20 protein-coding genes are annotated in these 26963 nt (G+C 45.0%); 5 read left to right on the forward strand and 15 right to left on the reverse strand.

The window, feature by feature from the left end:
• Nucleotides 1-49 precede the first annotated feature (49 nt).
• Both AC1S8V_RS17475 and AC1S8V_RS17480 read left to right on the forward strand, forming a co-directional pair.
• Entirely contained in the window at nt 50-1225 is a 1176-nt protein-coding gene (locus AC1S8V_RS17475) for a M20 family metallopeptidase (protein ID WP_482070104.1), read from the forward strand.
• A 152-nt stretch (nt 1226-1377) separates the two neighbouring features.
• Nucleotides 1378-3147, forward strand: coding sequence for an alpha-glycosidase (locus tag AC1S8V_RS17480; protein ID WP_482070105.1), 1770 nt, complete (start codon nt 1378-1380; stop codon nt 3145-3147).
• 138 nt (nt 3148-3285) lie between these two features.
• Here the strand turns inward: AC1S8V_RS17480 and glgA are convergent, their stop codons facing one another.
• Complete coding sequence (gene glgA / locus AC1S8V_RS17485; RefSeq protein WP_482070106.1) at nt 3286-4728, reverse strand: glycogen synthase GlgA; 1443 nt, start codon at nt 4726-4728, stop codon at nt 3286-3288.
• Nucleotides 4725-6731, reverse strand: a complete 2007-nt coding sequence (glgB, locus tag AC1S8V_RS17490; protein WP_482070107.1) for a 1,4-alpha-glucan branching protein GlgB — start codon at nt 6729-6731, stop codon at nt 4725-4727. Before glgB ends, glgA begins: the two co-directional genes overlap by 4 nt.
• A 193-nt stretch (nt 6732-6924) precedes the next feature.
• On the opposite strand from glgB, the gene AC1S8V_RS17495 reads away from it, so the two are divergent.
• A complete protein-coding gene (locus AC1S8V_RS17495; RefSeq protein WP_482070108.1) occupies nt 6925-8151 on the forward strand; it encodes a glucose-1-phosphate adenylyltransferase in 1227 nt (408 codons plus the stop codon).
• 67 nt (nt 8152-8218) lie between these two features.
• Here the strand turns inward: AC1S8V_RS17495 and AC1S8V_RS17500 are convergent, their stop codons facing one another.
• The 5 genes from AC1S8V_RS17500 to AC1S8V_RS17520 all read right to left on the reverse strand — a co-directional run bounded on the left by AC1S8V_RS17500 (nt 8219) and on the right by AC1S8V_RS17520 (nt 13744).
• Nucleotides 8219-9715: a sensor histidine kinase gene (locus AC1S8V_RS17500; RefSeq protein ID WP_482070109.1), complete on the reverse strand. Its 1497-nt coding sequence runs from the start codon at nt 9713-9715 to the stop codon at nt 8219-8221.
• Nucleotides 9712-10410, reverse strand: coding sequence for a response regulator transcription factor (locus AC1S8V_RS17505; RefSeq protein WP_017688086.1), 699 nt, complete (start codon nt 10408-10410; stop codon nt 9712-9714). The genes AC1S8V_RS17500 and AC1S8V_RS17505 overlap by 4 nt, the downstream gene beginning before the upstream one ends.
• On the reverse strand, nt 10403-11728 hold the full coding sequence (locus AC1S8V_RS17510; protein WP_482070110.1) for a hypothetical protein: 1326 nt from the start codon (nt 11726-11728) through the stop codon (nt 10403-10405). The genes AC1S8V_RS17505 and AC1S8V_RS17510 overlap by 8 nt, the downstream gene beginning before the upstream one ends.
• Nucleotides 11729-11744: 16 nt before the next feature.
• Nucleotides 11745-12470 carry a phosphonate ABC transporter ATP-binding protein gene (locus AC1S8V_RS17515; RefSeq protein ID WP_145148369.1) on the reverse strand — a complete coding sequence of 242 codons (726 nt, stop codon included), beginning with the start codon at nt 12468-12470 and terminating at the stop codon, nt 11745-11747.
• A gap of 83 nt (nt 12471-12553) precedes the next feature.
• Entirely contained in the window at nt 12554-13744 is a 1191-nt protein-coding gene (locus tag AC1S8V_RS17520; protein ID WP_482070111.1) for an MFS transporter, read from the reverse strand.
• Between the two features lie 391 nt (nt 13745-14135).
• Here AC1S8V_RS17520 and AC1S8V_RS17525 point away from each other — a divergent pair, with 391 nt between their 5' ends.
• Entirely contained in the window at nt 14136-15056 is a 921-nt protein-coding gene (locus AC1S8V_RS17525; RefSeq protein WP_482070112.1) for an ArsR/SmtB family transcription factor, read from the forward strand.
• Nucleotides 15057-15105: 49 nt separating this feature from the next.
• Nucleotides 15106-15870: an HAD family hydrolase gene (locus AC1S8V_RS17530; RefSeq protein WP_482070113.1), complete on the forward strand. Its 765-nt coding sequence runs from the start codon at nt 15106-15108 to the stop codon at nt 15868-15870.
• Nucleotides 15871-15905: 35 nt separating this feature from the next.
• Here the strand turns inward: AC1S8V_RS17530 and AC1S8V_RS17535 are convergent, their stop codons facing one another.
• The 8 genes from AC1S8V_RS17535 to AC1S8V_RS17570 form a co-directional block, all read right to left on the reverse strand.
• Nucleotides 15906-18245 carry a type IA DNA topoisomerase gene (locus AC1S8V_RS17535; protein WP_482070114.1) on the reverse strand — a complete coding sequence of 780 codons (2340 nt, stop codon included), beginning with the start codon at nt 18243-18245 and terminating at the stop codon, nt 15906-15908.
• A gap of 125 nt (nt 18246-18370) precedes the next feature.
• The gene (fur, locus tag AC1S8V_RS17540; RefSeq protein WP_036613667.1) at nt 18371-18862 is read right to left on the reverse strand and encodes a ferric iron uptake transcriptional regulator; all 492 of its coding nucleotides are present in this window, start codon (nt 18860-18862) and stop codon (nt 18371-18373) included.
• A gap of 231 nt (nt 18863-19093) precedes the next feature.
• Nucleotides 19094-20581 (reverse strand): glutamate synthase subunit beta, encoded by a 1488-nt coding sequence (locus tag AC1S8V_RS17545; protein WP_482070115.1) that lies wholly within the window; start codon nt 20579-20581, stop codon nt 19094-19096.
• Nucleotides 20582-21197: 616 nt separating this feature from the next.
• Nucleotides 21198-21686 carry a dihydrofolate reductase gene (locus tag AC1S8V_RS17550; RefSeq protein ID WP_036613663.1) on the reverse strand — a complete coding sequence of 163 codons (489 nt, stop codon included), beginning with the start codon at nt 21684-21686 and terminating at the stop codon, nt 21198-21200.
• A gap of 50 nt (nt 21687-21736) precedes the next feature.
• Nucleotides 21737-22531, reverse strand: a complete 795-nt coding sequence (gene thyA, locus AC1S8V_RS17555) for a thymidylate synthase (protein WP_419889094.1) — start codon at nt 22529-22531, stop codon at nt 21737-21739.
• A gap of 465 nt (nt 22532-22996) precedes the next feature.
• Nucleotides 22997-24412: a dihydrolipoyl dehydrogenase gene (lpdA, locus tag AC1S8V_RS17560; protein WP_036613658.1), complete on the reverse strand. Its 1416-nt coding sequence runs from the start codon at nt 24410-24412 to the stop codon at nt 22997-22999.
• A 3-nt stretch (nt 24413-24415) separates the two neighbouring features.
• Nucleotides 24416-25738 (reverse strand): dihydrolipoamide acetyltransferase family protein, encoded by a 1323-nt coding sequence (locus AC1S8V_RS17565; RefSeq protein ID WP_062834876.1) that lies wholly within the window; start codon nt 25736-25738, stop codon nt 24416-24418.
• A gap of 176 nt (nt 25739-25914) precedes the next feature.
• The gene (locus tag AC1S8V_RS17570; RefSeq protein WP_100527394.1) at nt 25915-26892 is read right to left on the reverse strand and encodes an alpha-ketoacid dehydrogenase subunit beta; all 978 of its coding nucleotides are present in this window, start codon (nt 26890-26892) and stop codon (nt 25915-25917) included.
• Nucleotides 26893-26963 lie beyond the last annotated feature (71 nt).

The following is a 26963-nucleotide window of genomic DNA, read 5'->3' on the forward strand; positions in this document are numbered from 1 at the left end:
CATGATATAATCAATGAATTATTTTCATTTTTGCATAAGGAGTTTACTAATGACATCTAACAAATCACAGATCCTGACGGTTATTGATCAATATGCTTCCCGTTTCAAAGCCATTTCATCATATATCGGTGCCAACCCCGAACTGGGAAATGAAGAGTATCTTGCTTCTGCTCGTCTAAAAGAAGAACTGGTCTATCATGGTTTCACTGTAGAGGCTCCAATCCTTGGACTGGACACAGCCTTTATTGGAACCTATTCAGCCGCCAAACCCGGCCCAACCATCGCATTACTGTGTGAGTATGACGCCTTGCCGGAGATCGGTCACGCTTGTGGTCACCATCTGATCTGTATGATGAGTCTTGGGGCTGCTGTTGGGCTGAAGTCCATTCTGGATGAAGTTGGCGGAACCATTAAAGTGTTTGGTACGCCTGCTGAAGAGACACGTGGTGCCAAAGTACCGATGGCGGAAGCAGGCTTGTTCGATAACTGCGATGTCGCTCTCATGGCGCATCCATATTATGCCTATGAAAAGTCAGGCAGCTCGCTGGCTATTGATGCTGTACAATTTGAATTCCATGGCAGATCTTCACATGCTGCTGCAAGTCCGCATGAAGGCATTAATGCACTTGATGCCGTCATCCAAACGTTCAACGGAATCAATGCATTCCGGCAGCAAGTGAAAAGTACCGTTCGCATCCATGGGGTGATCAACAACGGGGGTCAGGCGGCAAACATCATTCCTGACTATGCTTCCGCGCAATTTTATGTACGTGCCGCAACCCGAAAAGAACTGAATATTCTCACGGAACGTGTGATTCAGATCGCTGAAGGCTCTGCTCTCCAGACAGGCTGCAAGCTGGTGACGTCCAACTATGAAACGTCCTATGACGAGATGGTCACCAATGAAGCATTCTCAGCTGCATTTAGTCAAAATCTGATGGAACTTGGTATCCCGCAAGAAGAGATTGTGAGTGGTAACGATCATGGCTCCATGGACATCGGTAACGTTTCCCTGAAATGTCCTGCCATCCATCCTTACATTCGTGTTGTAGACGAGGTGCACACACTACACTCCATAGCCTTCCGTGATCTTGCACTACAAGAGCGCGCTCTGGACGGGATGATTCTGGGAGCCAAGGCACTCGCTACAACAGCCTATGACGTCCTGAGCCAACCTGAACTGCTTCAATCCATCCGTACAGAGTTCGAACAAGCTATTTGTTAACATTGTATATCCAGTAAGAAGCTGGATATGCTGTGAAAGAAAGCCTTGAAAACACTGAAAACAATACATTTTATTACAGTAAATATGGTTCATTTGCTGGCTAACTTGGTTATATATTGCTATAACTTATCCTATATTCAGGAGGTGCTGTCATGCTGCTCGAAGCTATGTATCATGTCCCTCGTGACAAGTGGGCTTATGCCTACAACTCGTCTACCATACATCTGCGCGTACGAACCAAGCGCAATGATGTGCAATACGTGACTGCACTGACCGGAGATAAGTACAATTGGAACGGAACCTACAAGGAAATTCAACTGGAGAAGGCCGCTTCCGATCGCATGTTTGATTATTGGGAGGCTGCCGTCGAGCCACAATTCAAACGTCTCACCTATATATTTCGGATAACTGCCGGTTCAGAGGATGTGTTTCTTGCGGATAACGGAATTCATTATGAGACCCCCTATCCCACCGGAGGATACTATGAGTTCTCTTATATACACGAAATCGATGTGTTTAAGGTGCCCGAGTGGGCCAAAGAAGCTGTCTTTTATCAGATCATGACTGAACGGTTTGCCAATGGAGATCCCACGCTAAATCCACAAGAAACCCATGACTGGGGTGGCAAACCTGAGTTGGACAATTATTTTGGTGGAGATTTGCAAGGTGTGCTGGATCATCTGCATGACTTGACTGAACTTGGCGTGAATGCCATTTACTTTACCCCGTTATTCCAGGCCAATTCCTACCATAAATACGATACCATTGACTATAAAAAAGTCGACCCCCATTTCGGTGATAACGCCATGCTAAGAAAACTGACAGAAGAATGCCATCGCCTGGGTATTCGTGTTATGCTGGACGCCGTATTTAACCATTGCAGCGAAAACTTTCCCCCTTTTCAGCACGTTCTCCAACATGGAAAAAACTCAAAGTATGCGGATTGGTTCCACATTAATGAATATCCGGTTCAAATTAAGGACGGTATACCTACCTACGATACGTTTGGGTTCTATGGCAACATGCCCAAATTCAATACAGCCAACCCGGAGGTTAAGGCATATCTACTCGATGTGGCTGAGTACTGGATCAAGGAAATCAAGCTGGATGGCTGGCGACTGGATGTAGCGAATGAAGTGGACAACCATTTCTGGCGTGATTTCCGCAAGGTTGTGAAGGCAGCGAATCCCGAAGCTTATATTGTTGGTGAAGTATGGAGCGATTCCTTGACCTGGCTTATGGGAGATCAATTCGATTCCGTTATGAATTATCCATTTGCCGACAAAGTACTTCAGTTCTTCTGCGGTTCAATGGATGGTTATCATTTTGCGAGTGAGATGGGTTCACTGATTATGCGCTATCCGCAACAAACCAACGAAGTGATCTTTAATATGCTCTGCAGCCACGATACCCCTCGCCTGCTCACCCGGTTAGGAGAAGACAAACGCCGATTAAAGTTATCAGTTGTATTCCTCTTCACCTATATCGGCACACCTTGTATCTTCTATGGAGATGAGGTTGGGATTAGTGGTGGTGCTGACCCGGATTGCCGAAAATGCATGGAATGGGATCCTGCTAAACAAGACAGAGAACTCTACGATTTCTATCGTCTGATGATCGATTTACGCAAAAACAATGAAGCCCTGCGCAAGGGACGCTTCCGTTTCCTCAAAGCTGATCATCATGATCCCTGTATCGTGTACGAACGTGTAGATGACAACCTCCACTTTACTGTATGGATGAACAATACATCTCAAGATCGTACGCTCTCTCATCCCATGGAAACAAAAGACTGGAAGGATGCTTTAACTGAAGAGTCTGTGTATCCAACCGATGGCATGATGAATGTTAAGCTTGATCCTTACGGGTACCGCATTTTGTACAGGCAGCTTGATCCGGCGACCATCCATTATAAAGTCTAAGTCCAAGCATGGTCATAACAAAAGAAAACACTTCTACCGCCTCAGATGAATGTAGTACGTTCATTCTGAAGTTTCGAAGTGTTTTTTATTGCGTAAAAAAGCCACAGCATCATGTGCTGTGACTCATTCAAGACTACATCAATTTGCAGGTTCGAGTGTAATTCGACGATAAATATCCATATATTCCTCAGCCGAGACGTTCCAGCTGTATTCTCCGCTCATTGCATTTTTCACAATCTTCTTCCAGTGTTCTGGCTGTTTGTAGATCTCCTCGGCACGTCGAATGGTATTCATCATGTCATGCGCGTTAAAGCTTGTGAATGAGAAGCCATTTCCTTCCTCCGTAAACTCGTTATATGCCTGCACAGTATCGTTCAGACCACCTGTTTCTCTTACGAGAGGCACACTGCCGTACCGCAGAGCCAGCAACTGACTAATGCCACATGGCTCGAACCTGGATGGCATCAGGAAGATATCACTGCCTGCATAGAACCGACGAGATAATCCATCGTTGAACTTAATCTGGGCAGACATTTTGAGTGGATAACGATTCGCGGCTTCACGGAACCAGTGCTCATAGGACTGCTCCCCTGTTCCAAGTACCGCGAATTGAATGTCATCATAATACAACAATTCATCCAGGATGCGGCAGACCAGATCAAGTCCCTTGGAATCAACAAGCCTTGTGACCATGACCATAAGAGGTGCATCTGGTCGAACAGGCAATCCAAGTTCCTTTTGCAACTCGATTTTGTTTTCCGTTTTCTTGGACAGACTCGTTCTGTATTTCACCGGGATCTTGGTATCTGTAGCCGGGTTGTAGCTCTTGGTATCAATGCCATTTACAATCCCGCTGAATCGATCTCCAAGTGAACTGAGCAGTCCGTCCAGGCCATATCCGTAATAAGATGTTTTCACTTCCTGTGCGTAAGTTGGACTAACGGTTGTCACATGGTCAGCATACACAATTCCAGCTTTCAGGAAATTGACATTACCGTAATATTCGGCTCCATCCACAGTGAAATATCGATCGTCCAGCTCCAGGATTTCACTGAATAACTGATGCGGGAATACCCCTTGATACAACAAGTTATGTATGGTGAATACCGTTCGCATATCACTATAGAAAGAATCGTGTCTGTAATGTGCTTCAAGCAGCAAAGGAATCATCCCTGCATGCCAGTCATGACTGTGCAGCACGTCAGGCTTGAACTCAATCTGTGGCAGCACTTCGAGCACTGCACGGTTGAAGAAGGCGAATCGCTCGCCATCATCCATATATCCGTACACCCCATCACGCCCAAAATAATACTCATTATCCACAAAATACACTGGAATTCCATCATGAACCAGCATTTCTATCCCACAATAGGGTCTGCGCCAGCCAAGAGGCACCTCTGTTGTAATGACTGGCTGCAACGCGTCTTTATACTCATCGGGAATCCCCTTATATTTAGGCATAATCACCCGCACGTCTGCCCCACTCTTCTTCAATGCAAGCGGGAGAGCACCGATTACGTCAGCAAGGCCTCCTGTTTTGATAAATGGATGTACTTCAGCAGCAGCAAATAGAATATTCATGCCTTTGTCCTCCTCTTCGGTTTAAGCGTATTACTTTCATTCTTATTCTTCGTTTGTGAACTGACGGAAGTTATACTCGCAGGCGATTCATCCGTTTTCCGACGTGTGTTCTTTTTTAGAATCACGATGCTCAGCGGAGGCAAAACCAATTCGAGACTATGTGGATGCCCATGAAAAGGAATCTTTTCGGTAGGTAGCTGCATATCATTAGTAATGCCTGAACCGCCGTAAACGGAATGGTCACTGTTCAGAACTTCGGTATACATACCGGGACGCATGACACCAATTCGGTAACGCTCCCGCTTGGCCGGCTGAAAGTTAATGAGCACAAGGAGTGTATCCGCAGGTTTTTTTCCTTTGCGTACATATGAAATGACACTTTGGTCCTGATCATCCGGAGTGATCCATTCATAACCGTCCAAGGAATGATCAAGCTCCCACAAAGCTTTTTCGCTCAAGTACAGGTTCGACAGTTCACGCTCAAACTTATGCAAATTGCGGTGACTGTCATAGTCCAGCAAAAACCAGTCCAGTTGGTCCTCATCTTTCCATTCGATGAACTGGCCAAAGTCCCCACCCATAAACAACAGTTTTTTCCCTGGGAAAGTCATAAAATAGCCCAGAAAAGCACGCATGCCGGCAAATTTCTGTTCATAGGTTCCTGGCATCTTGTCGAGGAGCGACTTTTTGCCATGAACAACCTCGTCATGAGACAGAGGTAGCACATAATTTTCAGCAAAGGAGTATACGACCGGGAAAGTCAGCAAATGATGTTTGGAAGGACGCTCATGAAAATCAGATTCCATGTAATCAAGCGTATCGTTCATCCAGCCCATATTCCATTTGTAGTTGAAGCCGAGACCACCTTCATCTACAGGCAACGTTACCATTGGCCATGCACTGGATTCTTCAGCCATCATCAATGCATAAGGGAAATACTTGAACACCGTCTCATTCAGTTGCTGCAGAAAGGCTACAGCTTCCTTGTTCTCAAGACCCCCTTCATCATTGGTTCGGTATTGTCCTGGCTGTTTCTCAAAATCAAGCCGAAGCATACTCGTAACCGCATCAACACGGAGTCCGTCAAAATGATACATCTCCATCCAATACAATGCGTTGGAGATCAGAAATGAACGAATCTCAGGTTTCGAGTAGTCAAAGCTAAGTGTACCCCAGCCTGGCTTCTCTGCTAACATCGGGTCTGCATACTCATATAAAGGCGTTCCATCAAACATACGCAACCCATGAGCGTCTTTGGCAAAATGCGCTGGTACCCAATCCAGCAGAACACCAATTCCAGCCTGATGCAATGTATCCACTAGATACATCAGATCTTTAGGCTGTCCGTAACGGCTTGTTGGTGCATAAAACCCAGTGTTTTGGTATCCCCACGAAAGGTCATAAGGATGCTCACTAAGAGGCATCATCTCAACATGTGTATATTTCATTTCTAATAAGTAAGGAACGAGCAAGTCAGCCATCTCGCGGTAACTATAAAGGCTGCCATCTTCTTTGCGCTTCCAGGTTCCCATATGCATTTCATAAATATGTAGAGGTTTGTTATACAGCCCACGTTGTTTGCGTCTCCAAGCTCCATCATTCCATTTGTAACCTTCGATTGAACTGGTGACAGAGGCTGTCTGAGGTCGAACCTCTGCATGAAACGCATAAGGGTCCGCTTTGAGCAATTCTGTTCCGTCTTCCGTTAATATACGGAACTTGTATAAAGTTCCTTCATTAATTTCCGGAAAAAAACGACTCCAAAATCCTGATTCGGGTATCTTATATAAAGGTTCCTTTTCGCCTTTCCATTCATTACGGTCCAGAGCCAATCCTACTTCTGCGGCATTTGGTGCCCACACGGTAAAGCGATACCCCTGACGGCCATCGCAGATCTCAGGCTGTGCGCCCAAAATTCGATAACTGTGATGAAGGTTACCTTCATGAAATAAATAAATATGCTCCGGCGATATGTCCGGGCGTGCAAACGGTTGAATGGCCAAAAGATCACCTTCTTCTCAAGAAAATAGATATAACAGTAACCATTACCCCATTCTAGCCAAGTTGAAAAGAAAAATGCGGTGCGTTAGAAAATGTTGTCTTTTTTCTGAATTTTTACAGTAACAATCGTTTCATCTGCTCTACTTTGCGTTAATGATGTACTACAATGCACAATATTTTGGGAGGGAAACGATTATGTTTAATAAAGATTGCATCGCTATGCTGTTGGCGGGAGGAGAAGGGAAGCGATTAGCCCCTTTAACCTCAAGTATCGCAAAACCCGCTGTACCGTTTGGCGGGCACTACCGGATCATCGATTTTCCTCTCAGTAACTGCGTAAACTCAGGGATCGATACTGTAGGAGTATTAACGCAGTACCAAGCGAAATCATTGCATGACCACATCGGTCAAGGTGAACCATGGGGACACGGGAACTCGGCAGAGGCGGGAATTTCCTTGCTTCCATCTTATCATACAGGAAATGACGAATACTTGGGAACGGCGGATGCTATTTATAAAAATATTGACTATATTGATCAACAAAACCCCGAAAATGTTCTAATTTTGTCGGGTGATCATATTTATCATATGAATTATCGCGAAATGTTGGAAGCACATCAGGCCAATAATGCCGCAGCAACGATTTCGGTTATGGAAGTTCCATGGGATGAAGCATATCGCTTTGGGATCATGGCAGCAGATGCAGATTTGCGTGTAACCGAGTTTGCAGAGAAACCGGCTGAACCAAAAAGCAACCTGGCTTCAATGGGTATTTACATGTTCAAATGGGAGTATCTGAAACGCCATCTCTTGGAAGATGCAGCTAATCCCGAATCCAGCCATGACTTCGGTAAAGATGTTATTCCTCAAATGTTGAACGAGAATAACCCCCTCTTTGTCTATAACTTTAATGGTTATTGGAAAGATGTAGGCACGGTTAAGAGCCTTTGGGATGCACATATGGATCTGTTGCACAACGATGAAGACTGGAGTCTTCAAAAAGAGAACTGGCCTATGTTTACGCGCGACTGGCGATCCAAGCCAAGTGCTTACAAAGCAATACATGCGAAGATTGAACATGTGACTTCCATGATTCACGACTCTTGTGCCATTGAAGGTCGCGCGGAACGTTCTGTAATCTTTTGCGGTGCTGAAGTAGGTAAGGGTTCTGAGGTAAAAGACAGTGTTGTTATGCCAAACGCACGCGTAGGCCGTGGTGTTCACATCGAACGCGCCATCATTGGTGAGGGTGCAATAATCAAAGACGGTGCAATCGTTAAAGGTACAGCGGATGAGATTGTTGTCGTTGGACCTAACGAGATCGTTTCTGCCAAGCCAGCTGTACGTACACAACCTGTTCGTATGTTGAAAGAAGTATATGAAAAAAGTGGGCGTTTGCGCGCTGGTGAACTTTCTTCATAATGAAATAGACATTGCATGAGAAAGGCGAGCCATGGATGGCTCGCCTTTTTTTGTGTTGATATGGATATTATGTTTCTTGATCCAATTTTACATCGGTTGCTGCTCGCTCTTCTTTTACTTCAGGATCACCAGGCTGCGTTACAGATTCCTCTGTACCCATCTCCTCAGCCACAGCCGGTAACGTGACCGTAACCGTTGTACCAGATCCGAGCTCACTCTGCATTGTAATGGTTCCTTCATGCAGTTCTACCAGTTCCTGCGTAATCGCAAGCCCCAGTCCCGTTCCCCCATTTTGATGATTTACCTGGAAGAAGCGGTCCCGCACTTTAATTAGGTGCTCTTCACTGATGCCGATACCCGTATCCTGAACAGCTGCAATAATCTGACCATTCTCCTCTTTGACGGACAAGAAAATCCAGGAATTCTCATGTGAAAATTTGATCGCATTATCCACAACGTTTAAGAAGACTTGTTTCAGTCTGTTGCCGTCTCCATGGACATTATAAGCACGCGTCTCGTCCGTTTCCAACTTCAGATGAACCTGTTTTTGTTCCGCTTTGGCCCAGACATTCAACATCGTTTCCTGTACAATTTCACGAATGTTGACCGTTCCTTTAACCAGCTTCATCTGATTCTGCTGCAATTTGGAGAAATCCAGCATCTCTTCAACAAGTCCAATCAGTCGTTCGGTTTCCTTGGAAATGATGCCCATACCGATACGGGTCTCTTCCGGATCATAACCGCCTGAGTCCAGTGTCTCGCTCCAGCCCTTAATGCTGGTCAGAGGTGTTCTTAATTCATGTGAGATCGAAGAGATAAAATCATCTTTGATCTGATTACTGCGCACAATCTCATGTGCCATGAAGTTAAGTGTTGATGCCAATTCGCCCAGTTCGTGCTTATAATTCCCCTTAACCCTGACATCCAGCCGTCCTCTGGCCATTTGGGCAGATACTGCGGTGATGTTGTTGATTGGACGTACAATGGAATTTGCCATACCAATACTGATGATCAACACTATAGCAAGCACGCCAACACCGACCGCAGCGGCAAGTAGTCCCATATTCAACAGCTTTGAATTCACATCTTCGAGTGATGTCAGATATCGAATAACATACGTATTTTCGCCGCCCAGATCAAACTTGTGTGAAACGGCCATGACGGATTCTCCAGTACCTGGTTGTCTTCCAATCCAGCGTCCCATATCTCCATTCAGAGCCTGCATAATATCACTGGTTTGCAGCACAGCACGATCAGATTCAAAAGCAGTCGAACTCGCCAATACGCGCCCGTTCAGATCCAAAATTTCCAATTCAGTATTGGACAATGCCAAGTTCACAATGAGTCTGGACAGATTGTTGCCATCCTCCGTGGTATTTTCACGAGCAATCGGCTCGAAAAAGTCCTTTGAATTGGAAATGTGGGTACTAATCGTATTGTAGATACTTTCATAATAATACCTTTGTACTGCCAACATAAATACGAATTCGACCAACAGCAGAGCGAGAAAAACTACAAAGAAATAATGTAGTACGATCTGCCGAGTAATGCCTTTTTTAATCATTGCTCCCGGCCCTTCCATTTGTACCCGTGACCCCATACAGTTTGCAGGTATTCGGGCTCGGAAGGATTGTTCTCAATTTTCTGACGTAGACGACGAATATTTACATCCACAATTTTGGGATCACCCATGTACTCTTTTCCCCATACATGATCTAACAATACATCACGACTGAGCGGTGTATTTTCTTTTTCCAGGAAAAACTGAATCAAGGAAAACTCCGTTGGAGTCAACTCAATGGCTTCATTCTGTTTCTTGAATTGCTTGGAGATCAGATCCAGTGAAAATGGCCCAGACTGGAACGTAACCTTCGCCGCAGTTTCCCGATGCACGTTCACACGGCGTAACAATGACTGAATACGTGCAATCAACTCTGTTGGGCTGAAAGGCTTGCTAACGTGATCATCTGCACCAACGGAGAGTGCGTACACTTTATCCTGTTCCTGAACTTTCGCGGTCAAAAAGATGATGCCCAGACGTTCATTGGTTTCACGGATCCGTCGACACACCTCGAATCCATCAATACCTGGTACCATAACATCCAGCAGAGCCAGATCAATGTCAGGTACTGTTTGCAGTATGCGAAGCGCTTCATGCCCGTCTCCAGCTTCAAGCACTTCGAATCCGTTTCTCTTTAAATTAATCACTATAAAACTGCGGATGGATTCTTCATCCTCAAGAATAAGTACTTTACTCATTAAGTTCTCCCTTTCTATTCAGCTGGGAAGTATTGCTCAGTGCATCTTTACCCGCCTCTGATTGTGCTACTCGTGAAGCAATAACCCGATCTTTGGTACGCGTAATTTCCTTCCAGCTTTTACCTTTCTCCTGTTCCCACTTGGAAAGGGTGAAATATTTGATCTCTGCCACGGTTTCATCCGTATCAATCATTTTAAATCGAATATATTTTTCCTTTTCCGATTTGGTGTCAATAGTGATCTTACCGTACCACTCAGGCTTAAGATTTAGATGAAATAAATCAGCATCATCCCGGAATTGGAACGAGACAAATTTCTTGCCTTCTTTGCCATCCCATTGGTAATAGGTATAGAACCACAACCTGGAGTCAAAAACGTAATGCTCCCAACCTTTAGGAGTCTCTTTAAGCCCAAACTCAATAATACCATCATTATCGACATCACCGCTTAAAATTTTGTCATCTCTATACGTTTGATCCGGTGATTTGAAAGCATTGACTAACTTGTTATCTTTAACATACATAATTTGCGAGAAGGAACTCCGATCATCCAGCTCAGCATCCAGTACAATGCCCATCTGTCCTTCGGCGATCTCTCCGCCCAGAGCATTATAAACTTCTTTAACAGTATAATCGGTCTGCACCCGATCAACTTCCTTGAAACTGCCATCTTCGTACTGATATAACGCAATGGTTGCAAAGCCGCTATTGTTCAACGAAATGATAACAAAATCACTCTTGCCATCCCCACTCAAATCCAGCGTATTTCCCTGCGCATCATCAATAATATACTGGTTATACGGGACTCCACCCAGAACCTGTTCCAGTGCCCCGCCCTTGTACGAATAGGCAGTCAACGCTTTCTGCTCCTGTAAACTAACACCAAGAATAATATCCGGATTTCCGTCATTCGTAATATCCAATACTTTAAAGGATTGCAGCTCATTTCCCGGCACATCAAATGTAAGCTTTTTAACCCATGTGCCTCCCTGCTCTTCCAAAATCATGCCATGGATTCGCACATTCTCATTTGGCGTCTCATAAAAAACAATCGCTTCCCGAGTTCCATCCCCGTTCAGGTCTTCCACTCGAATCATACTGGTATTATTCATATCCTTGGGACGAATCAACGTGCTCTCTGGCGGCAGTTTAACCTGAACCACGTTATACAGTTTCTCCTTATCGGTGGACATCATTGGTTTTCTCATCAAACCCTTGGGGTCACTTATGACTGTGCATCCGCTTAGAACAGAACCAAGCATAATCGCCATAGTTCCTGCTGCAATGAAGCGTCCCCACCGTGAATTAAACAATCTCATCACTCTTTTCAATAGTTTAAATCTGGTTTTTTTCTTGCTGTGTCAGTCTCCGTCCACGAATATCAAAAGCAATCTTGCCGTCTGCCAATCCCCAGATTCGCGTGGCATGTTTCTCAGCAAGTTCAATAGGCAATACTGCAATGACAGTTGCACGTTCTTCTTCGCATAATTTGCGCAGCGTTTCCAGCACCGAATCTGCTGTATGAGGGTCAAGACCAATCACAGGTTCGTCAGCCAAAACCACTTTGGCACCATGGGCAAGTGCTCTTGCAATGGCAACACGCTGCTTCTCACCACCACTTAACTTCTCTGCAATTTGATGTGCTTTATCGAGTAATCCCAAGCTTTCGAGATAGTCCATCGCACCCATATAATCATCGGAACGTACCATACCGGTGACCATTCTCCATACGGGAGTCTGACCCGATCGTCCGATTAATACATTTTTAAGAGCTGTACGTCTGGGAAATAATTCAGGATTCTGCTCCAAGTACGCCCATTCCCGTTTAATTTTCCGTTTTCCAGACCAGCCTTCTTTCAAAATCTCGGCACCATCCACCGTAAACCGGCCCGAATCCCATTTCTCCATCATAGCCAGACATTTGAGCAACATGCTTTTCCCGCTTCCGCTTGAACCAACTACAGCAATCATCTCACCTTGTTGCATATCAAATCGAATATCCCGTAGAACGGGAACGCGGTCCACGCCAACGGATTTACTCAAGTTCTCTACTCTGATCATCGCGATGTCTCCTCTTGTCCATGTTTTTCCCTACCACTAGTGTACTCGGAAATGGACATCAATTTCCATGCGAACACCAGCTTCTATTTTAACACAGATTCGAACTCAGGTTTACGACGAAATAATATACCTGCCGCGCCGAAAAGAAGGTACATGACTCCCAGCAAGGTAAACATGCTTCCGGGCGAAATCCAGTTAATCATCTGACCGCCCAGATTCGGTCCGATAATGCTTCCAATCGTGAAATGAAAGGAAGCCACAACGTTCGCTGCAGGCAGCAACACTTTAGGTAAAATATCTGCGGCATAGGCAAGGCCCAATGAGAAAAAGGAGCCGACCAGGCCACCAGCGATCGTTAACAATACAAGCGTCCACCAGAAATGCGTACCTGCGACTGGAACCAGCATGAAGATGATTCCCCCGCTGATGCCCGCAAACATCAATATCTTTTTACGCCCATATCGGTCACTCAACATCCCCAGAGGCAATTGAAGGAACAAACCTCCAATACCGATAAATGGAAGCAACGACGAAATCTGATCGGTGTCGAACCCAATACGCAGGCCATACACGGGGAAGTTACTATTCATACCGGCCTCCATATATCCGTATAAAAGGGCAGGTAACAGTGCGTACCAAGCCCAAGCCAGACTCCGACGGAAGCGCCGTTCAGGCAGCTGCCCATGCTCTGCTTTTTCCGGCTTCGTATTCGGCAGCTTCATTAATACCAGTATAAGTACTGCTGCCATACATACGAACAATACCCAGAAAGGGACAGCATCACCGAATCCGAGAAGCTTGATTCCCAGCGGACCAATGCTGAATCCCAGACCGTAGGACATGCCGTATAGCGATATGTAGCGTCCACGCTTTTCAGGTGCCGTAACAAGCAGCACCCAGAGCTGAGCCGCGTAATGCAGTGCGCTGTCTCCTATTCCAACGATCAGACGCAAAATGAACCATATTTTAATATCTGGTAAATACGGAAATAATATTAAAGGGACCATGACCAATATCAGCCCACCCACAATCAGCTTTTTGAACCCGAGTGCTCCTAATAGTCGTTCCGCAACTAGAGTCATGGCAAAAGAGCCAATGTACAACGCAGCAGCGTTTAATCCGTTTAAACCTGGTGAAACCCCTTTTTGCTCCAAAAAGATTGAAAGCACAGGCAGCAAAAGCCCCTGACTGATTCCCGCTACCACAATAACCGTAATCAAAATAAGATAGTTGGCTGTCGAGTGTGATAGTTTGGGGCGAGTAATCGATGACACGAATTCATTCCTCCTGCGAGCACACAAAGAAAAATCGCCATCGCTGACGACTTTCGTATGGTATACATATGGTTTTGAACTGCTATTCATGAATCGGGGCTTTGCCACGGACTTGAACATTATAGTGGACAACGCCCTGCAAAACAAGCCATAATAGAGGTTGTTCAAAAAGTTCACTTTTGATTACGAATCATGCCTAGTGGCATCATCAGCTTCGAAGATGAAATTCAGCCGAAATGTCCGTTGCTCACGTAGTTTTCCTACGCTCCGCTACTCCATTTCTAGCTTCATTCCATCTTCTTGGTACTGAAAACCAGACTTTTTGAACACGCACTAATAGTACTTAAGTCGCTGCGTACATTTAGATGTGACGGGAGGATTCTGCAACATTATGGGTTATCATGTTAAAATTGATGTTTCACCGATATATGAAATGCTCAATAGCTTTCTGGTTTATGTTACGAAAAAATGGATTCAACATCTGGATATTGGTCCTGAATGGATTCTGGAAGTGGAAGGTAAACTAAGTTCCAATGTACGAGCTGCGCTCGCACCTGCTGCCACTTGGCCTTTTGATGATTTTGATGTCCTGTTTGCATGGGCAGCGTATCAAAATGATACGAAGGAGAATCGTGAGTTTCTGGACATGCTTGCCGGAATGACAGCAGATGACCTGTATGCACGTGTGTCTCCTCTTCTGCCCGCTCTTACTATAGAAGAATCTACGCGTATTCGAAACAGCTATGTCCCATTATTGCGACTATGGGATCAACACTACTGTCAGAATATGAGTGAAGATCAGCGCGTATGGCTGGAAGAAGATGCTGAAGAAAAACGTATTTTGCTTGATAAAATGGGATCTGAACTGCTCATTGAATATGCTACAGCAGGAGTTCTTGTAGAACCGATGCCTGGACTGAATGAAGTCATCCTGTTTCCAACGGTGCATAATCGTCCTATTAATATGTACTGCTTCTATGAGGGTATGATGATCATGCAGTATCCTGTAGATGCACCTGAAGAGAACGAGGACCAGCCACCAACATGCCTTCTGCGTTTCACTCATGCACTGGCTGATCCAGAAAGACTTCGCCTGCTTCGTTACGTATCGGATGAACCCAAATCCCTCGCTGAGATGTGTGAAGAATTGGGTAAAGACGAAGACACAGTCAAAGATCAGGTGATGGCGCTGCGCATCGCTGGTCTGCTACGAACCCATCTGCTCGGAAGTAATCGTAAAGAGAAATACAGTATTCGTCCGGATGGCGTATCTGAATTGAATATGTTCCTGGAATCCTATATTCGCATATAATTTAGTTGAACCATTGTGGAGTTACTGGCTACAAGGAGTGAGTTAGATCATGAAAATAATGAAACAACATATTTTGTTTGACCTGGATGATACACTCGTATATTGCAACAAGTATTTTAACCTGATTTTGGGAGAATTCTTTGAGAATATGCAGGAGTGGTTTGATGGACATTCTCTGACAACGCAAGAGATCCGCGACAAACAGCTGGAGATTGATGTAACCGGAGTGAATAAACTTGGCTTCGCGAGTCATCACTTCCCGCAATCCCTGATTGATACCTATCGTTACTTTTCCGGGAAATTCGCCAGATCAACTTCTCCCAGAGAAGAATCTTATCTGAGCAAGTTGGGCATGAGTGTGTACGATCAGGAGATTGAACCCTACCCTCATATGGTTGAAACCCTTGAGAACCTCAAAGGTGCTGGACATTCCCTCTACTTATATACAGGTGGCGAAACCGTGATTCAACAGCGCAAGATTGATCAGATGAAGCTCTCGGCTTATTTTGACGATCGGATCTATATCCGACAACACAAAAACATCGAGGCTCTGGAAGGCATTCTGTCTAACGGTCCATTTGATCGTCGTACAACATGGATGATTGGCAACTCTCTTCGGACAGATATTATGCCTGCGGTAAAAGCCGGAATTCACAGCATTTATATCAAACAACCGAATGAATGGCAATACAACATCGTAGAACTTCAGCCTAATCCGGAAACGTCGATGTATACCATCACTGCACTGGAAGAGGTACCAAAAGTCATACACGAAAATATACAACAGCAGCAACAGAAAAGGACCCTTGGTTAAGGGTCCTTTTGCTGTATGTTAACTGTTTACTAAGATCACGCATCCTGTTTCTCACCAGATAACTTGCCTGTTACCACGTCCTGCAAAATAATACGTGCTTTCACCGTACTTCCGTCTTTTCGTTTGAAAGACAGTACTTGCGTACTCCCCTTCTCAATCAGCGATTTTAACATCGTACTGGTGATTTTTTTACCCGCATACTCTTTCCAGACCACAAATGAACAGCCTTCCTTGAAACGTGAGCATCCATAACCCTTCTTGCCCTCTATAATCTGACCTGTACAGCCTGGAGAGGGGCAAGGTGCCAGTAACTCTCTCACTCCCGATGGGCTCGCACTTGAAGACGGCGCCTTAGTGGTCACATTTTTCCCACTGCCAGCTCTCGATGAAGATGCCGAAGTCTGACGGGACGTTTTTACAGTTGAACCGCCACTAGCTGTCTTGGCAGATGGCCTTGTGTTGCCGGCTTGGCTTCTGGCTCCTTCGCCTTTCCCCCTGCCTCCTCGTGAATCTTCACCAAAAGCATCTGCTGGCGCTGGGGCTTGTACACGCACTTTCTCAATGATGGACAAGGTGAATTTCTTGACGTTTTCCATGAACTTGTCCTGACCCGCTTCACCTTTGGAAATCTGATATAACCTTCTTTCCCATTGCCCAGTCATCTCAGGTGAAGTTAACAGATCTACGCCCGCGCGGCGAATCAACTCAATAGCCGTTCTGCCTTTGAGCGTTAACTGCATTTTCTTCCCTTGCAGCGTAATGTAACCTACGTTTTTGAGGCGTTCAATCGTAGCAGCACGTGTAGCCGGAGTACCCAAACCACTGTCTTTCATCGCATCTCGCAGCTCTTCATTCTCGATCTGCTTGCCTGCACTTTCCATCGCTTTCAGCAATGTTCCCTCGGTATAACTTTTGGGAGGCTGGGTCGCCTTCTCCTTGAACTCACTCTTCGTACATTGAACAGGCAATTCAGGTTGTACACTAAAAGCCTTGTCCGTCCACTCTTCAGCTTCCTCTTCCTCATTGCCGTTTTTCTTGCTCTTCTTTTTGCCTGCACCGGCCTGTTCCTGATCTCCAGAACCGAGAACCACTTTCCATCCGAGGGACAGCAGCTCTTTGACAGATGTCTTAAACTGATGTTTCTCCACTTCGGTGAGCACGGTATGTTGCTTATACTCCGCCGGAGGATAAAAGTGAGACAAGAAACGTCTTACAATCAAATCATAGATGTTCTGTTCATCCTTGGATAAGGTACCTGGTCGCTTTAATGTAGGCAAGATGGCATGGTGATCCTCAACCCTGCTCGGATTACATACCCCTTTATTATTCTTATGAACAAGCTCCGGCTTGGCCCCTTGCGCAAGCTCACTATAGGTACCATTTTTAAGCAGGTTTAGCGTTTTGTGCATACCTTCAATATTCTGTTCTGTAACATAGTTGGAGTTTGTCCGCGGATACGAAATTACCTTGTGTTTTTCATACAAGGCCTGCGCGATATCCAGTGTTTTTTTGGCACCATATCCGAACTTGGCATTGGCTTCACGCTGTAAAAGGGTCAGGTCATACAAACGATACGGATACTCCTTCGTCTGCTTTGCTTCGTATTTGGTAATCTGCCCTGTCTTGCCCTTCACACTGGCTGCAATGGCCTCTGCTGCCTCCGCATCGGTCAACTTATCTCCCTGACGCAGTCCCCGGTACTCGACACCTTCCTGCCGAAACCAGGCGGCCACTTCATAAAAGGTCTGTGACTGGAACGCTTCAATCTCTATTTCCCGATCGTAGATTAGCGCGAGTACCGGCGTCTGAACACGGCCTACAGACAACAATGCATTATGGCGGGTTGTAAACGCCCGTGAGGCATTCATCCCGATCAGCCAATCGGCTTCACTTCTGGCGCGAGCAGCATGGGTCAGATTTTCAAATTCAGAGGCATCCTTCAGACCATCAAAACCACGTCTAATGCTCTCTGCCGTCAAATCCGATATCCATAAACGCTTTACAGGCTGACGCAGCTTCAATTGCTGTTGTATGAGGGCGAAGATGTACTGACCTTCTCTCCCTGCATCGCAAGCATTAACGATCGCTGAAGCCCGTTTTGCCAGTTCTCCAATCATTTTGAGCTGATCTTTCGTTCTCGGATTGGGTACAATCTTGAACTGATCAGGTATGATCGGCAGGTCCGCTATATTCCAGCGCTTGTACTTCGTATCATAGGCATCCGGTTCAGCCAGTCCAAGCAAATGCCCTATCGCCCAAGTGATGATGTAATGCTCACCTTCCAGATACGTGCGATTGTTCTTGGCCTTTGGTTCTATGACGGCGGCAATGGTTCGACCCATGTCGGGTTTTTCCGCTATAACCAGTGTCTTCATCCGTCCATCTCTCCTCCTTCACCGTCCGCATGACGGCAAAAAGGGGCATTCCGCCGACGGAAGCCCCTTGCTTCTGAAACTCATTATATCAGATTTTGGATTCGGGAGCACCTTCCCGAAATGAATTATCCTGCTGCCTGTTCCTTTAATACATGCTTTTGTCTGCACTCTTTGCATACACCTTGGAAATCCAGACGATGATCCGTAACAGCAAAGCCATACTGACGCTCGATTTGTTGTTCCAAACGAAGCAGACCATCTTCCATAATCTCTTCCACTTTACCACATTCTGTACAGATCAAATGATGGTGGTGATGGGAACCATCTGTACTTCGCAGATCAAAGCGCGCAGCGCCGTCACCAAAGTTAATCTTTTCAACGACCTGAAGGTCACTCAGCAGTTCGAGAGTGCGGTATACGGTAGCCAATCCAATCTCAGGGAACTGCTCCTTAACCAGGAGAAATACTTCCTCTGCGCTAAAATGATCCTTTTCATGTTCAAGCAATACACGTACAGTAACTTCCCGTTGTTGTGTTAACTTATATCCTTTTTCAACTAATTGATTTTTAATGTGAAAGATCTGTTCTGAAATGGACTTGTCCCGGTTACTTGCCATAGCAGGTCGCACCTCCGATTTATATTCATTGAAATTTACTTTTATCGTACGGATTCATGGTTTCAGTTAATCCTTATTTATAATAATTATAATATAATAATAAATCTTCATCACTTAAAAAGCAATGATATTGCTCACACTTGCATGAAATATGTAGTCAAATTGGTTAAATAAAAAGCAAACAACCCTCGCTGATCGCGAAGGTTGTCATTGATAACTTGTTCTATACTTTTACACCAGAACCGAAGCACCCATCAAGTATTTGTCCACTTCACGAGCAGCCTCACGGCCTTCATTAATTGCCCATACAACCAAGCTTTGACCACGACGCATGTCACCTGCTGCAAATACTTTATCCACATTGGTGTTGTATTTACCGTAACGTGCCTTAACGTTTGTGCGACGATCTGTTGCAAGTCCCAGTTGCTCTACCAACGTTTGTTCCGGTCCATCAAAACCAATGGCAATCATGGCCATCTGAGCCGGGAATACACGCTCTGTACCTGGAATCGGCTGATAAATCTTGCGACCAGTCTCATCCACAATACGCTCGATCTGTACGGTATGCAATTCTTTGAGGTTCCCCTCATCGTCTCCGACAAATTTCGTTGTCATGATGGAGAATTCACGCGGATCTTGACCAAACAACGCTTTGGCTTCCTCTTGCGCATAATCAAGTGTGTATACGTTCGGGAATTGCGGCCAAGGGTTGTTCATGCGATCACGTTCCATAGGCGCTTGTGTATGCGTACCGAATTGAGTAATCGTACGACAACCATGACGCAGCGATGTAGCTACACAGTCAGATCCTGTATCACCGCCACCAATGACGATAATATCTTTATCCTTAGCGGACAGATATTGACCATCTTCCAGATTGGAATCTAGATAACTCTTAATGCTACCATTCAGGAAATCCATGGCGTAATGAACGCCTTTCAAGTCGCTGCCTTCAATACTGAATTCACGCGGCTTCGTTGCACCACCACACAATACAACAGCATCATAATCATCTACGAGTTGTTGTGCTGCGATATCCTTACCAATCTCGGTATTCGTGATGAATTGAACGCCTTCTGCTTCAAGCAGATCAACACGACGTTGAACTACCTTTTTATCCAATTTCATCGTTGGGATACCGTACATCAACAATCCGCCGACACGGTCTGAACGCTCATATACAGTTACCGAGTGTCCTGCTTTATTCAACTGAGCCGCAGTAGCTAATCCCGCTGGACCTGAACCTACCACAGCTACACGTTTACCCGTACGTTTTTCAGGAGGTTGGGGAACCACCCATCCTTCTTCGAAACCTTTTTCAATAATTGCTTCTTCAATCGTTTTGATGGTTACAGGCTGACCGATTAAGCCAACTGTACATGATCCTTCGCAAGGAGCTGGACAGACGCGACCTGTAAACTCTGGGAAATTATTCGTTTTGTGAAGGCGCTCAAGTGCTTCTCTCCACAGTCCGCGATATACAAGATTATTCCATTCTGGAATCAGGTTATGCACGGGGCAACCTGACGTGCCGCCAATCATATCTATACCTGTATGGCAATACGGGGTACCACAATCCATGCATCGTGCACCTTGTGTTCTGAGCTCTTCTTCAGCCATGTGTTTATGAAACTCTTCCCAATCCTTAATCCGCTCCGCTGGCTCACGATCTGCTGGCAGTTGACGTTTGTATTCCATAAATCCAGTAGGTGTAGACATCTTACGTTTTCCCCCATCCGTTCTTGTCTTAATCCCTTCATGTGCATGGTTCTATATGAAATGGATTACTCATTACTTGAGTTTTTGTCTATTGTATCACAAAATCTTCTCGAAGATATTTCAATTATAGTAGCATTTACTGTGCTGAATATTAAATGGATTATCCGCATAATTATTTGTATTTTATACATCATATCTTTCAAGTCTACCCATGGTCAATACCCTTATTTTGGTGTTAAATGTGATTTTGAACTGCGAAATCTGGTGTGTGTTAAAGACATAAAAGGTCGAAACGTTAAGTAAATGTTAGATAATTTGTCATCAAATTCAACATATTTTGCTATAAATCGTTCTCAATTCCGAATATCAGACCTGTTTCAGGGCTTCACAACGTTAAAACCCCAAAACTTTTACACTTTTTTACTGTTTAATGCTTGGCCGTATGTATAATATACATAAATACCAATTACTCATGTTATATTAATGTTATATGTATTCCAGTTTAAACAAGTGACTCATTTTTTTTATAAAGAAAAGACGCTGTTCACGAATATTTCGCAATCAGCGCCTCTCATCATACAAATACGACCGAAGTCAGGAATTTCTTATGCCATATTTACCGTTTACGTTCGTAAAATTCGAATGTATACGCATGAACATTTTTTTCATCCTGTTCGCCTTCAATCTGTTCAATCAGTTCCCATTCGGACCAATCCACTTCAGGGAAAAATGTATCTCCCTCAAAATTCTCATGGATTTTGGTCACCACAAGACGATCTGCAAGTGGGAGGAACTCACGATATACTTGGGAACCCCCAATTACGCACAATTCCTCACCTTTGGTTACACTCAGCCCTTCTTCAATCGTATGCACGATCTCAGCTTGTTCCACTTTGTAGTTCAGATCTCTTGTCACTACGATATTACGGCGCTGAGGAAGCGGCTTGCCACCAAAAGATTCCCACGTATTACGCCCCATGATAATCGTTTTGTTCAGCGTACGTTGTTTGAAAAAGGCCATATCTTTGGGTAAACGCCAAGGAATCGAATTGTTCAATCCGATCACACCGTTCTCCCCCATTGCCCATACCAATTCAATACTCAAAGGTAATACACTCCTTCAATCCAAGTCTCTTATCGAGATTGAACACATAATTAGACTGCAATTGGAGCTTTAATGCCCGGATGATGCTGATAGTTCTCAAACTCGAAGTCTTCGAACTTATAATCGAAAATAGAATCCGGCTTACGTTTGATTACCAGCTTAGGTAAAGCATAGGGTTCACGCTCTAGCTGCGTTTTAACCTGATCTACGTGGTTGGAGTAGATGTGAACATCCCCTCCAGACCAGATGAAATCACCCACCTCAAGATCACATTGCTGAGCGATCATATGAGTCAAGAGCGCATAACTCGCGATATTAAACGGCAACCCGAGGAACGTATCCACGGAACGCATCGTAAGCATACATGATAATTTACCCTCTGCAACGTAAAACTGAAACGCGAAATGACAAGGTGGGAGCTTCATATGATTGATTTCTGCCACATTCCATGCGCTGACAAGGTGACGACGTGAATCCGGATTATTTTTGATCGAATCAATCACTGCGGCAATCTGATCAATTTTTTCTCCGTTTGGTGCTTCCCATGTGCGCCACTGCGAGCCATATACTGGTCCGAGATCCCCATTTTCGTCCGCCCAATCGTCCCAGATCTTCACACCGTTTTCTTTCAGATAAGATATATTGGTATCGCCACTCAAAAACCATAACAGTTCATGAATAACCGATTTGAGATGAATTCGCTTGGTTGTTACCAGCGGAAATCCTTCGGAGAGATCATAACGGAGTTGTCTGCCAAATACAGATTGTGTTCCTGTTCCGGTACGGTCTCCTTTATGCACGCCGTTGTTCAGAATATCCTGTAATAAATCGAGATAGTTTTTCATGTTGATATCCCCTCGCACTTTTTTTCGTACTAAACTAAAGAATATTTACACTTACCACTCCGATGACAGAACAACCTTCCGATCGCTGTTATCCTCAGATTTTTTTGATTTCCTTTTCCAAAGGTAAAGTCCGGGGATAAAGGCGAACACTCCGCTTCTTCAGGTTCTTTCTGTCCTTTACGTTCTCGTGTAAAAGATTAGTTTAACTTAAATACTAAATACATAGACCGTGATTGGCTTGGAGCCACATCATGACTGATCATTACTACAGTGTACCACAATTGAGTTGTTGGATAAAATCAATTCACTGAAACTTGTGAGCGTGTAAATTTTCATCATATCACATACACGAGTATCTTAAATTTCTCGGCTCTTGCTCAGAAAAAAGAGACGAATAACGCGTTAGCGTCATTCGTCTCTTCTGATATACGTATAATGCCGGACGGATCCGAAGCTTAGATGATCTTAACGGGAGATGATGTGGATCGGGTGACCCATAACCAATTCCGCAGCTTCCATCACGATTTCGCCCAAAGTTGGGTGAGCGTGAATTGTAAGAGCCAGATCTTCCAAAGTTGCGCCCATCTCAATTGCCAAACCAAGCTCAGCAATCAAGTTGGAAGCTTCCAGACCTACGATTTGGCAACCCAATACAAGGCCGCTTTCTTCGTCAGCTACGATTTTCACGAAGCCTTCAGCGTGGTTCAAAGATACAGCACGGCCGTTACCCGCATAAGGGAATTTGCCTGCTTTTACTTTGTAACCTTTTTCTTTAGCTTCTTTTTCAGTGTAACCTACGCTGGAACACTCTGGATCTGTGAACACAACAGCTGGCATACATTTGTAGTCAACTACAGATGGTTGTCCTGCGATTGCTTCAGCAGCCACTTTACCTTCATAAGAAGCTTTGTGTGCCAGAGCCAGACCAGATACGATGTCACCGATAGCAAAGATGTGAGGAATGCTGGTACGACCTTGGTGGTCAACTTTGACAAATCCACGCTCGTCAACGTCAACACCAATCATGTCGAGACCAAGTTCTCCATCTGTGTTTGGACGACGTCCAACAGTTACCAGCAGGTAATCTGCAGTTACTTCTTTGGACTCACCATTTACAGAGTACTTAACAGTTACATCTTTATCCGTTTGCTCAGCACTTTCAGCTTTTGCACCCGTTACGATTTCGATGCCTGTTTTCTTCATGTTTTTAGCCACGAGGCTAGTCATGTCTTTATCGAAACCTGGCAGTACTGTATCCAAACCTTCGATGATTGTTACTTTTGCACCGAATTTGGAGTACATTTGACCAAGCTCAGCACCAATATATCCGCCACCGATAACGATCATACTTTTTGGTACTTCAGGCAAGTTCAGAGCTTCTGTCGAAGACAGAATGCGTCCGCCAAACGGGAACGGTTTCAGTTCGATTGGACGGGAACCTGTTGCAATAATTGCATTTTTGAATTTGTAACGTGGAGACTCGTGGTCATTGAATACACGAGCTTCGTTTTCGTTGATGAACATGCACTCACCGTTGAAAACTTCAACTTTGTTGCCTTTGAGCAACCCAGCTACGCCGCCAGTCATTTTCTTAACCACGCCGTTTTTGAACTCTTGAGTTTTGCTGAAGTCCACTTTTACGTTCTCAGCAGAGATACCAAAAGCTTCACCGTGAAGTGCAGACTCATATTGGTGTGCAGCAGAGATCAGGGCTTTGGATGGAATACATCCACGGTTCAAACAAACACCGCCCAGTTCGGATTTGTCTACGATCAATACGCTTTGGCCCAGTTGAGCAGCGCGGATGGCAGCTACATAGCCGCCAGGACCCGCACCAATTACTAATGTGTCGATATTGAGAGAAGCGTCGCCTACTACCATATCTTACACCTCCATAACAAGCAGCTCAGGGTTAGCGAGCAGCTGTTTAATGTAATTCATAAAGTTTTGTGCTGTTGCGCCATCGATGATACGGTGGTCAAAGCTCAGGGAAAGAGCCATTACAGGTGCTGCAACTACTTCGCCGTTTTTGATCACTGCTTTTTCGCTGATGCGTCCTGTTCCGAGAATAGCAACTTCAGGGAAGTTGATGATTGGAGTGAAGAACATACCGCCAGCAGAACCGATGTTACTGATGGAGATTGTGCTTCCTCTCATTTCATTCGCGCTCAATTTGCCCTCACGACCACGAGCAGCCAGATCACGGATAGAGTCAGCAATCATCCAGATGGATTTACGATCAGCATCTTTGATAACAGGAACGATCAAACCGTTGTCTGTATCTGTAGCGATACCGATGTTGTAGTATTTTTTGTAAACAATTTCGTTAGCTTCTTCATCAATCATAGCGTTCAGAGCCGGGAATTGGCGGGAAGCCGCAACCAGTGCTTTAACGATGAATGGCAGATAAGTAACTTTTGTTCCTTTTTTCTCTGCAATTGGTTTCATGCGAGTACGGAAAGCAACCAATTCAGTTACGTCCACTTCGTCCATGATTGTAACGTGAGGTGCTGTGTAAGCCGATTTAACCATTGCATTAGAGATCGCTTTACGGATACCTTTAAATGGTACGCGCTCTTCTTCAACGTGTTGATCAGCTGCAGCCGCTGCTGGTGCTGCGGATTTTTTCTCTTCTTGAGCCGGAGCTTCGGAAGATGCCGCTGCGGAAGAACCGCCACCGTTTTTGAAGGATTCAACATCTTCTTTGGTTACTTTACCGTTGTTGCCAGTGCCGTTAACCTGAGCGATGTCTACACCTTGTTCGCGAGCAAATTTGCGCACGCTTGGTGTTGCCAGAACGTCTTTGGCAGGTACTGCCGGAACGCTGTTGTTGCCACCTTCTTTAGCTGCATCCGAGCTGGAAGCTGCTGCAGAAGAACCGCTTGTGTCAGCTCCGCCTTGAGCTGCATCTTTCTCTTGCTCGCCTTGATCGCCAGCAGGAGCGTCGTCTTGCTCAGGAAGTTCGCCTTCTGCATCGATGATCGCTACAACTTCACCAACGTGGCAGACTTGACCGTCTTTAGCGAATACTTCTGTAACTGTTCCGTTAACCGGACAAGGTACTTCTACAACCGCTTTGTCGTTCTGTACTTCCATGATGATGTCGTCGTCAGTTACTTTGTCACCGACTTTGATGTGCATCTTGATGATTTCGCCTTCGTGCAGGCCTTCGCCCAATTCAGGGAATTTATATTCAAATTTAGCCAACTGAAAAACCTCCTTGATTATGTGCTCAATCCTGAAAACAACCCTTAACTCCAAGAAACAACTGTTACTGCTAATGCAAATAACTGTTACTCAAGGGGCTAATGGCTGTTTACAGTGCAGCTTGCGCTGCGGTGTGAATCACCATACTGCGCCTTGCGGCATGTCAGATGATTAAATTAGAAATTTACGACTTTGTTAACCGCAGCAATGATACGCGCCGGGTTAGGCAGCCATGTATCTTCGATTTGTGCAAATGGATATACAGTGTCCGGACCAGCTACACGCAGAACCGGCGCTTCCAAGTGCAGGATTGCTTTTTCATTGATTTGGGCAATGACTTCAGCTGCAACACCTGCGCTCTTTTGAGCTTCCTGTACAACAATTGCACGGTTTGTTTTCTTAACGGAAGCAACGATAGTATCGATGTCGATCGGGCTAACCGTACGAAGGTCGATAACTTCAACTTTGATTCCTTGTTTTTCGAGTTCATCTGCTGCTTTCACAGAAGTGTGAACCATCATACCGTAAGTAATGATCGTTACATCGGAACCTTCACGAACAACGTTCGCTTTACCCAATTCAACAACGTAATCTTCTTCAGGCACTTCTGCACGGAAAGCATGGTACAAGTTCAAGTGCTCCATGAAGAATACAGGATCGTTATCGCGAATAGAAGCGATCATCAGACCTTTTGCATCGTAAGGGTTAGAAGGAACAACGACTTTGATACCTGGTGTTTGCGTAAGCAGACCTTCCAGGGAATCTGTATGCAATTCTGCCGCTTTTACGCCGCCACCGAATGGTGTACGGAATACGATTGGAGAATTGTATTTTCCACCGGAGCGGAAACGCATACGAGCAGCTTGCACTACCATTTGGTCAAGGGCTTCGAAGATAAAACCAACGAATTGGATCTCAGCAACCGGACGGAAGCCTTGTACACCCAGACCTACAGCCAGACCACCAATAGCGGACTCAGCCAATGGTGTATCAAATACACGCTCTTCGCCAAACTCTTTTTGCAGACCTTCCGTTACACGGAAAACGCCGCCTACATTACCTACGTCTTCACCGAAAAGCAGAACGTTAGGATCACGTTTCAACTCCACGCGAAGCGCATCACGGATTGCTTCTTTCATGTTCATTTGTGCCATTTGCTTCATTTCCTCCTTAAACATTGACAGTTCACATTTGAATTCGTACATGTATACCGGGACATTAAAGT

The organism is Paenibacillus sp. B46(2026), from assembly GCF_056786355.1.

What these genes read in the sequence shown, in the direction of transcription:
- AC1S8V_RS17480 (WP_482070105.1), top strand. Translation starts at nt 1,378, where the DNA reads ATGCTGCTCGAAGCTATGTATCATGTCCCTCGTGACAAGTGGGCTTAT.
- AC1S8V_RS17545 (WP_482070115.1), bottom strand. Translation starts at nt 20,581, where the DNA reads ATGTCTACACCTACTGGATTTATGGAATACAAACGTCAACTGCCAGCA.
- AC1S8V_RS17515 (WP_145148369.1), bottom strand. Translation starts at nt 12,470, where the DNA reads ATGATCAGAGTAGAGAACTTGAGTAAATCCGTTGGCGTGGACCGCGTT.
- AC1S8V_RS17495 (WP_482070108.1), top strand. Translation starts at nt 6,925, where the DNA reads ATGTTTAATAAAGATTGCATCGCTATGCTGTTGGCGGGAGGAGAAGGG.
- glgA (WP_482070106.1), bottom strand. Translation starts at nt 4,728, where the DNA reads ATGAATATTCTATTTGCTGCTGCTGAAGTACATCCATTTATCAAAACA.
- AC1S8V_RS17570 (WP_100527394.1), bottom strand. Translation starts at nt 26,892, where the DNA reads ATGGCACAAATGAACATGAAAGAAGCAATCCGTGATGCGCTTCGCGTG.
- AC1S8V_RS17505 (WP_017688086.1), bottom strand. Translation starts at nt 10,410, where the DNA reads ATGAGTAAAGTACTTATTCTTGAGGATGAAGAATCCATCCGCAGTTTT.
- AC1S8V_RS17510 (WP_482070110.1), bottom strand. Translation starts at nt 11,728, where the DNA reads ATGAGATTGTTTAATTCACGGTGGGGACGCTTCATTGCAGCAGGAACT.
- AC1S8V_RS17535 (WP_482070114.1), bottom strand. Translation starts at nt 18,245, where the DNA reads ATGAAGACACTGGTTATAGCGGAAAAACCCGACATGGGTCGAACCATT.
- AC1S8V_RS17500 (WP_482070109.1), bottom strand. Translation starts at nt 9,715, where the DNA reads ATGATTAAAAAAGGCATTACTCGGCAGATCGTACTACATTATTTCTTT.
- lpdA (WP_036613658.1), bottom strand. Translation starts at nt 24,412, where the DNA reads ATGGTAGTAGGCGACGCTTCTCTCAATATCGACACATTAGTAATTGGT.
- AC1S8V_RS17525 (WP_482070112.1), top strand. Translation starts at nt 14,136, where the DNA reads ATGGGTTATCATGTTAAAATTGATGTTTCACCGATATATGAAATGCTC.
- fur (WP_036613667.1), bottom strand. Translation starts at nt 18,862, where the DNA reads ATGGCAAGTAACCGGGACAAGTCCATTTCAGAACAGATCTTTCACATT.
- thyA (WP_419889094.1), bottom strand. Translation starts at nt 22,531, where the DNA reads ATGAAAAACTATCTCGATTTATTACAGGATATTCTGAACAACGGCGTG.
- AC1S8V_RS17475 (WP_482070104.1), top strand. Translation starts at nt 50, where the DNA reads ATGACATCTAACAAATCACAGATCCTGACGGTTATTGATCAATATGCT.
- AC1S8V_RS17530 (WP_482070113.1), top strand. Translation starts at nt 15,106, where the DNA reads ATGAAAATAATGAAACAACATATTTTGTTTGACCTGGATGATACACTC.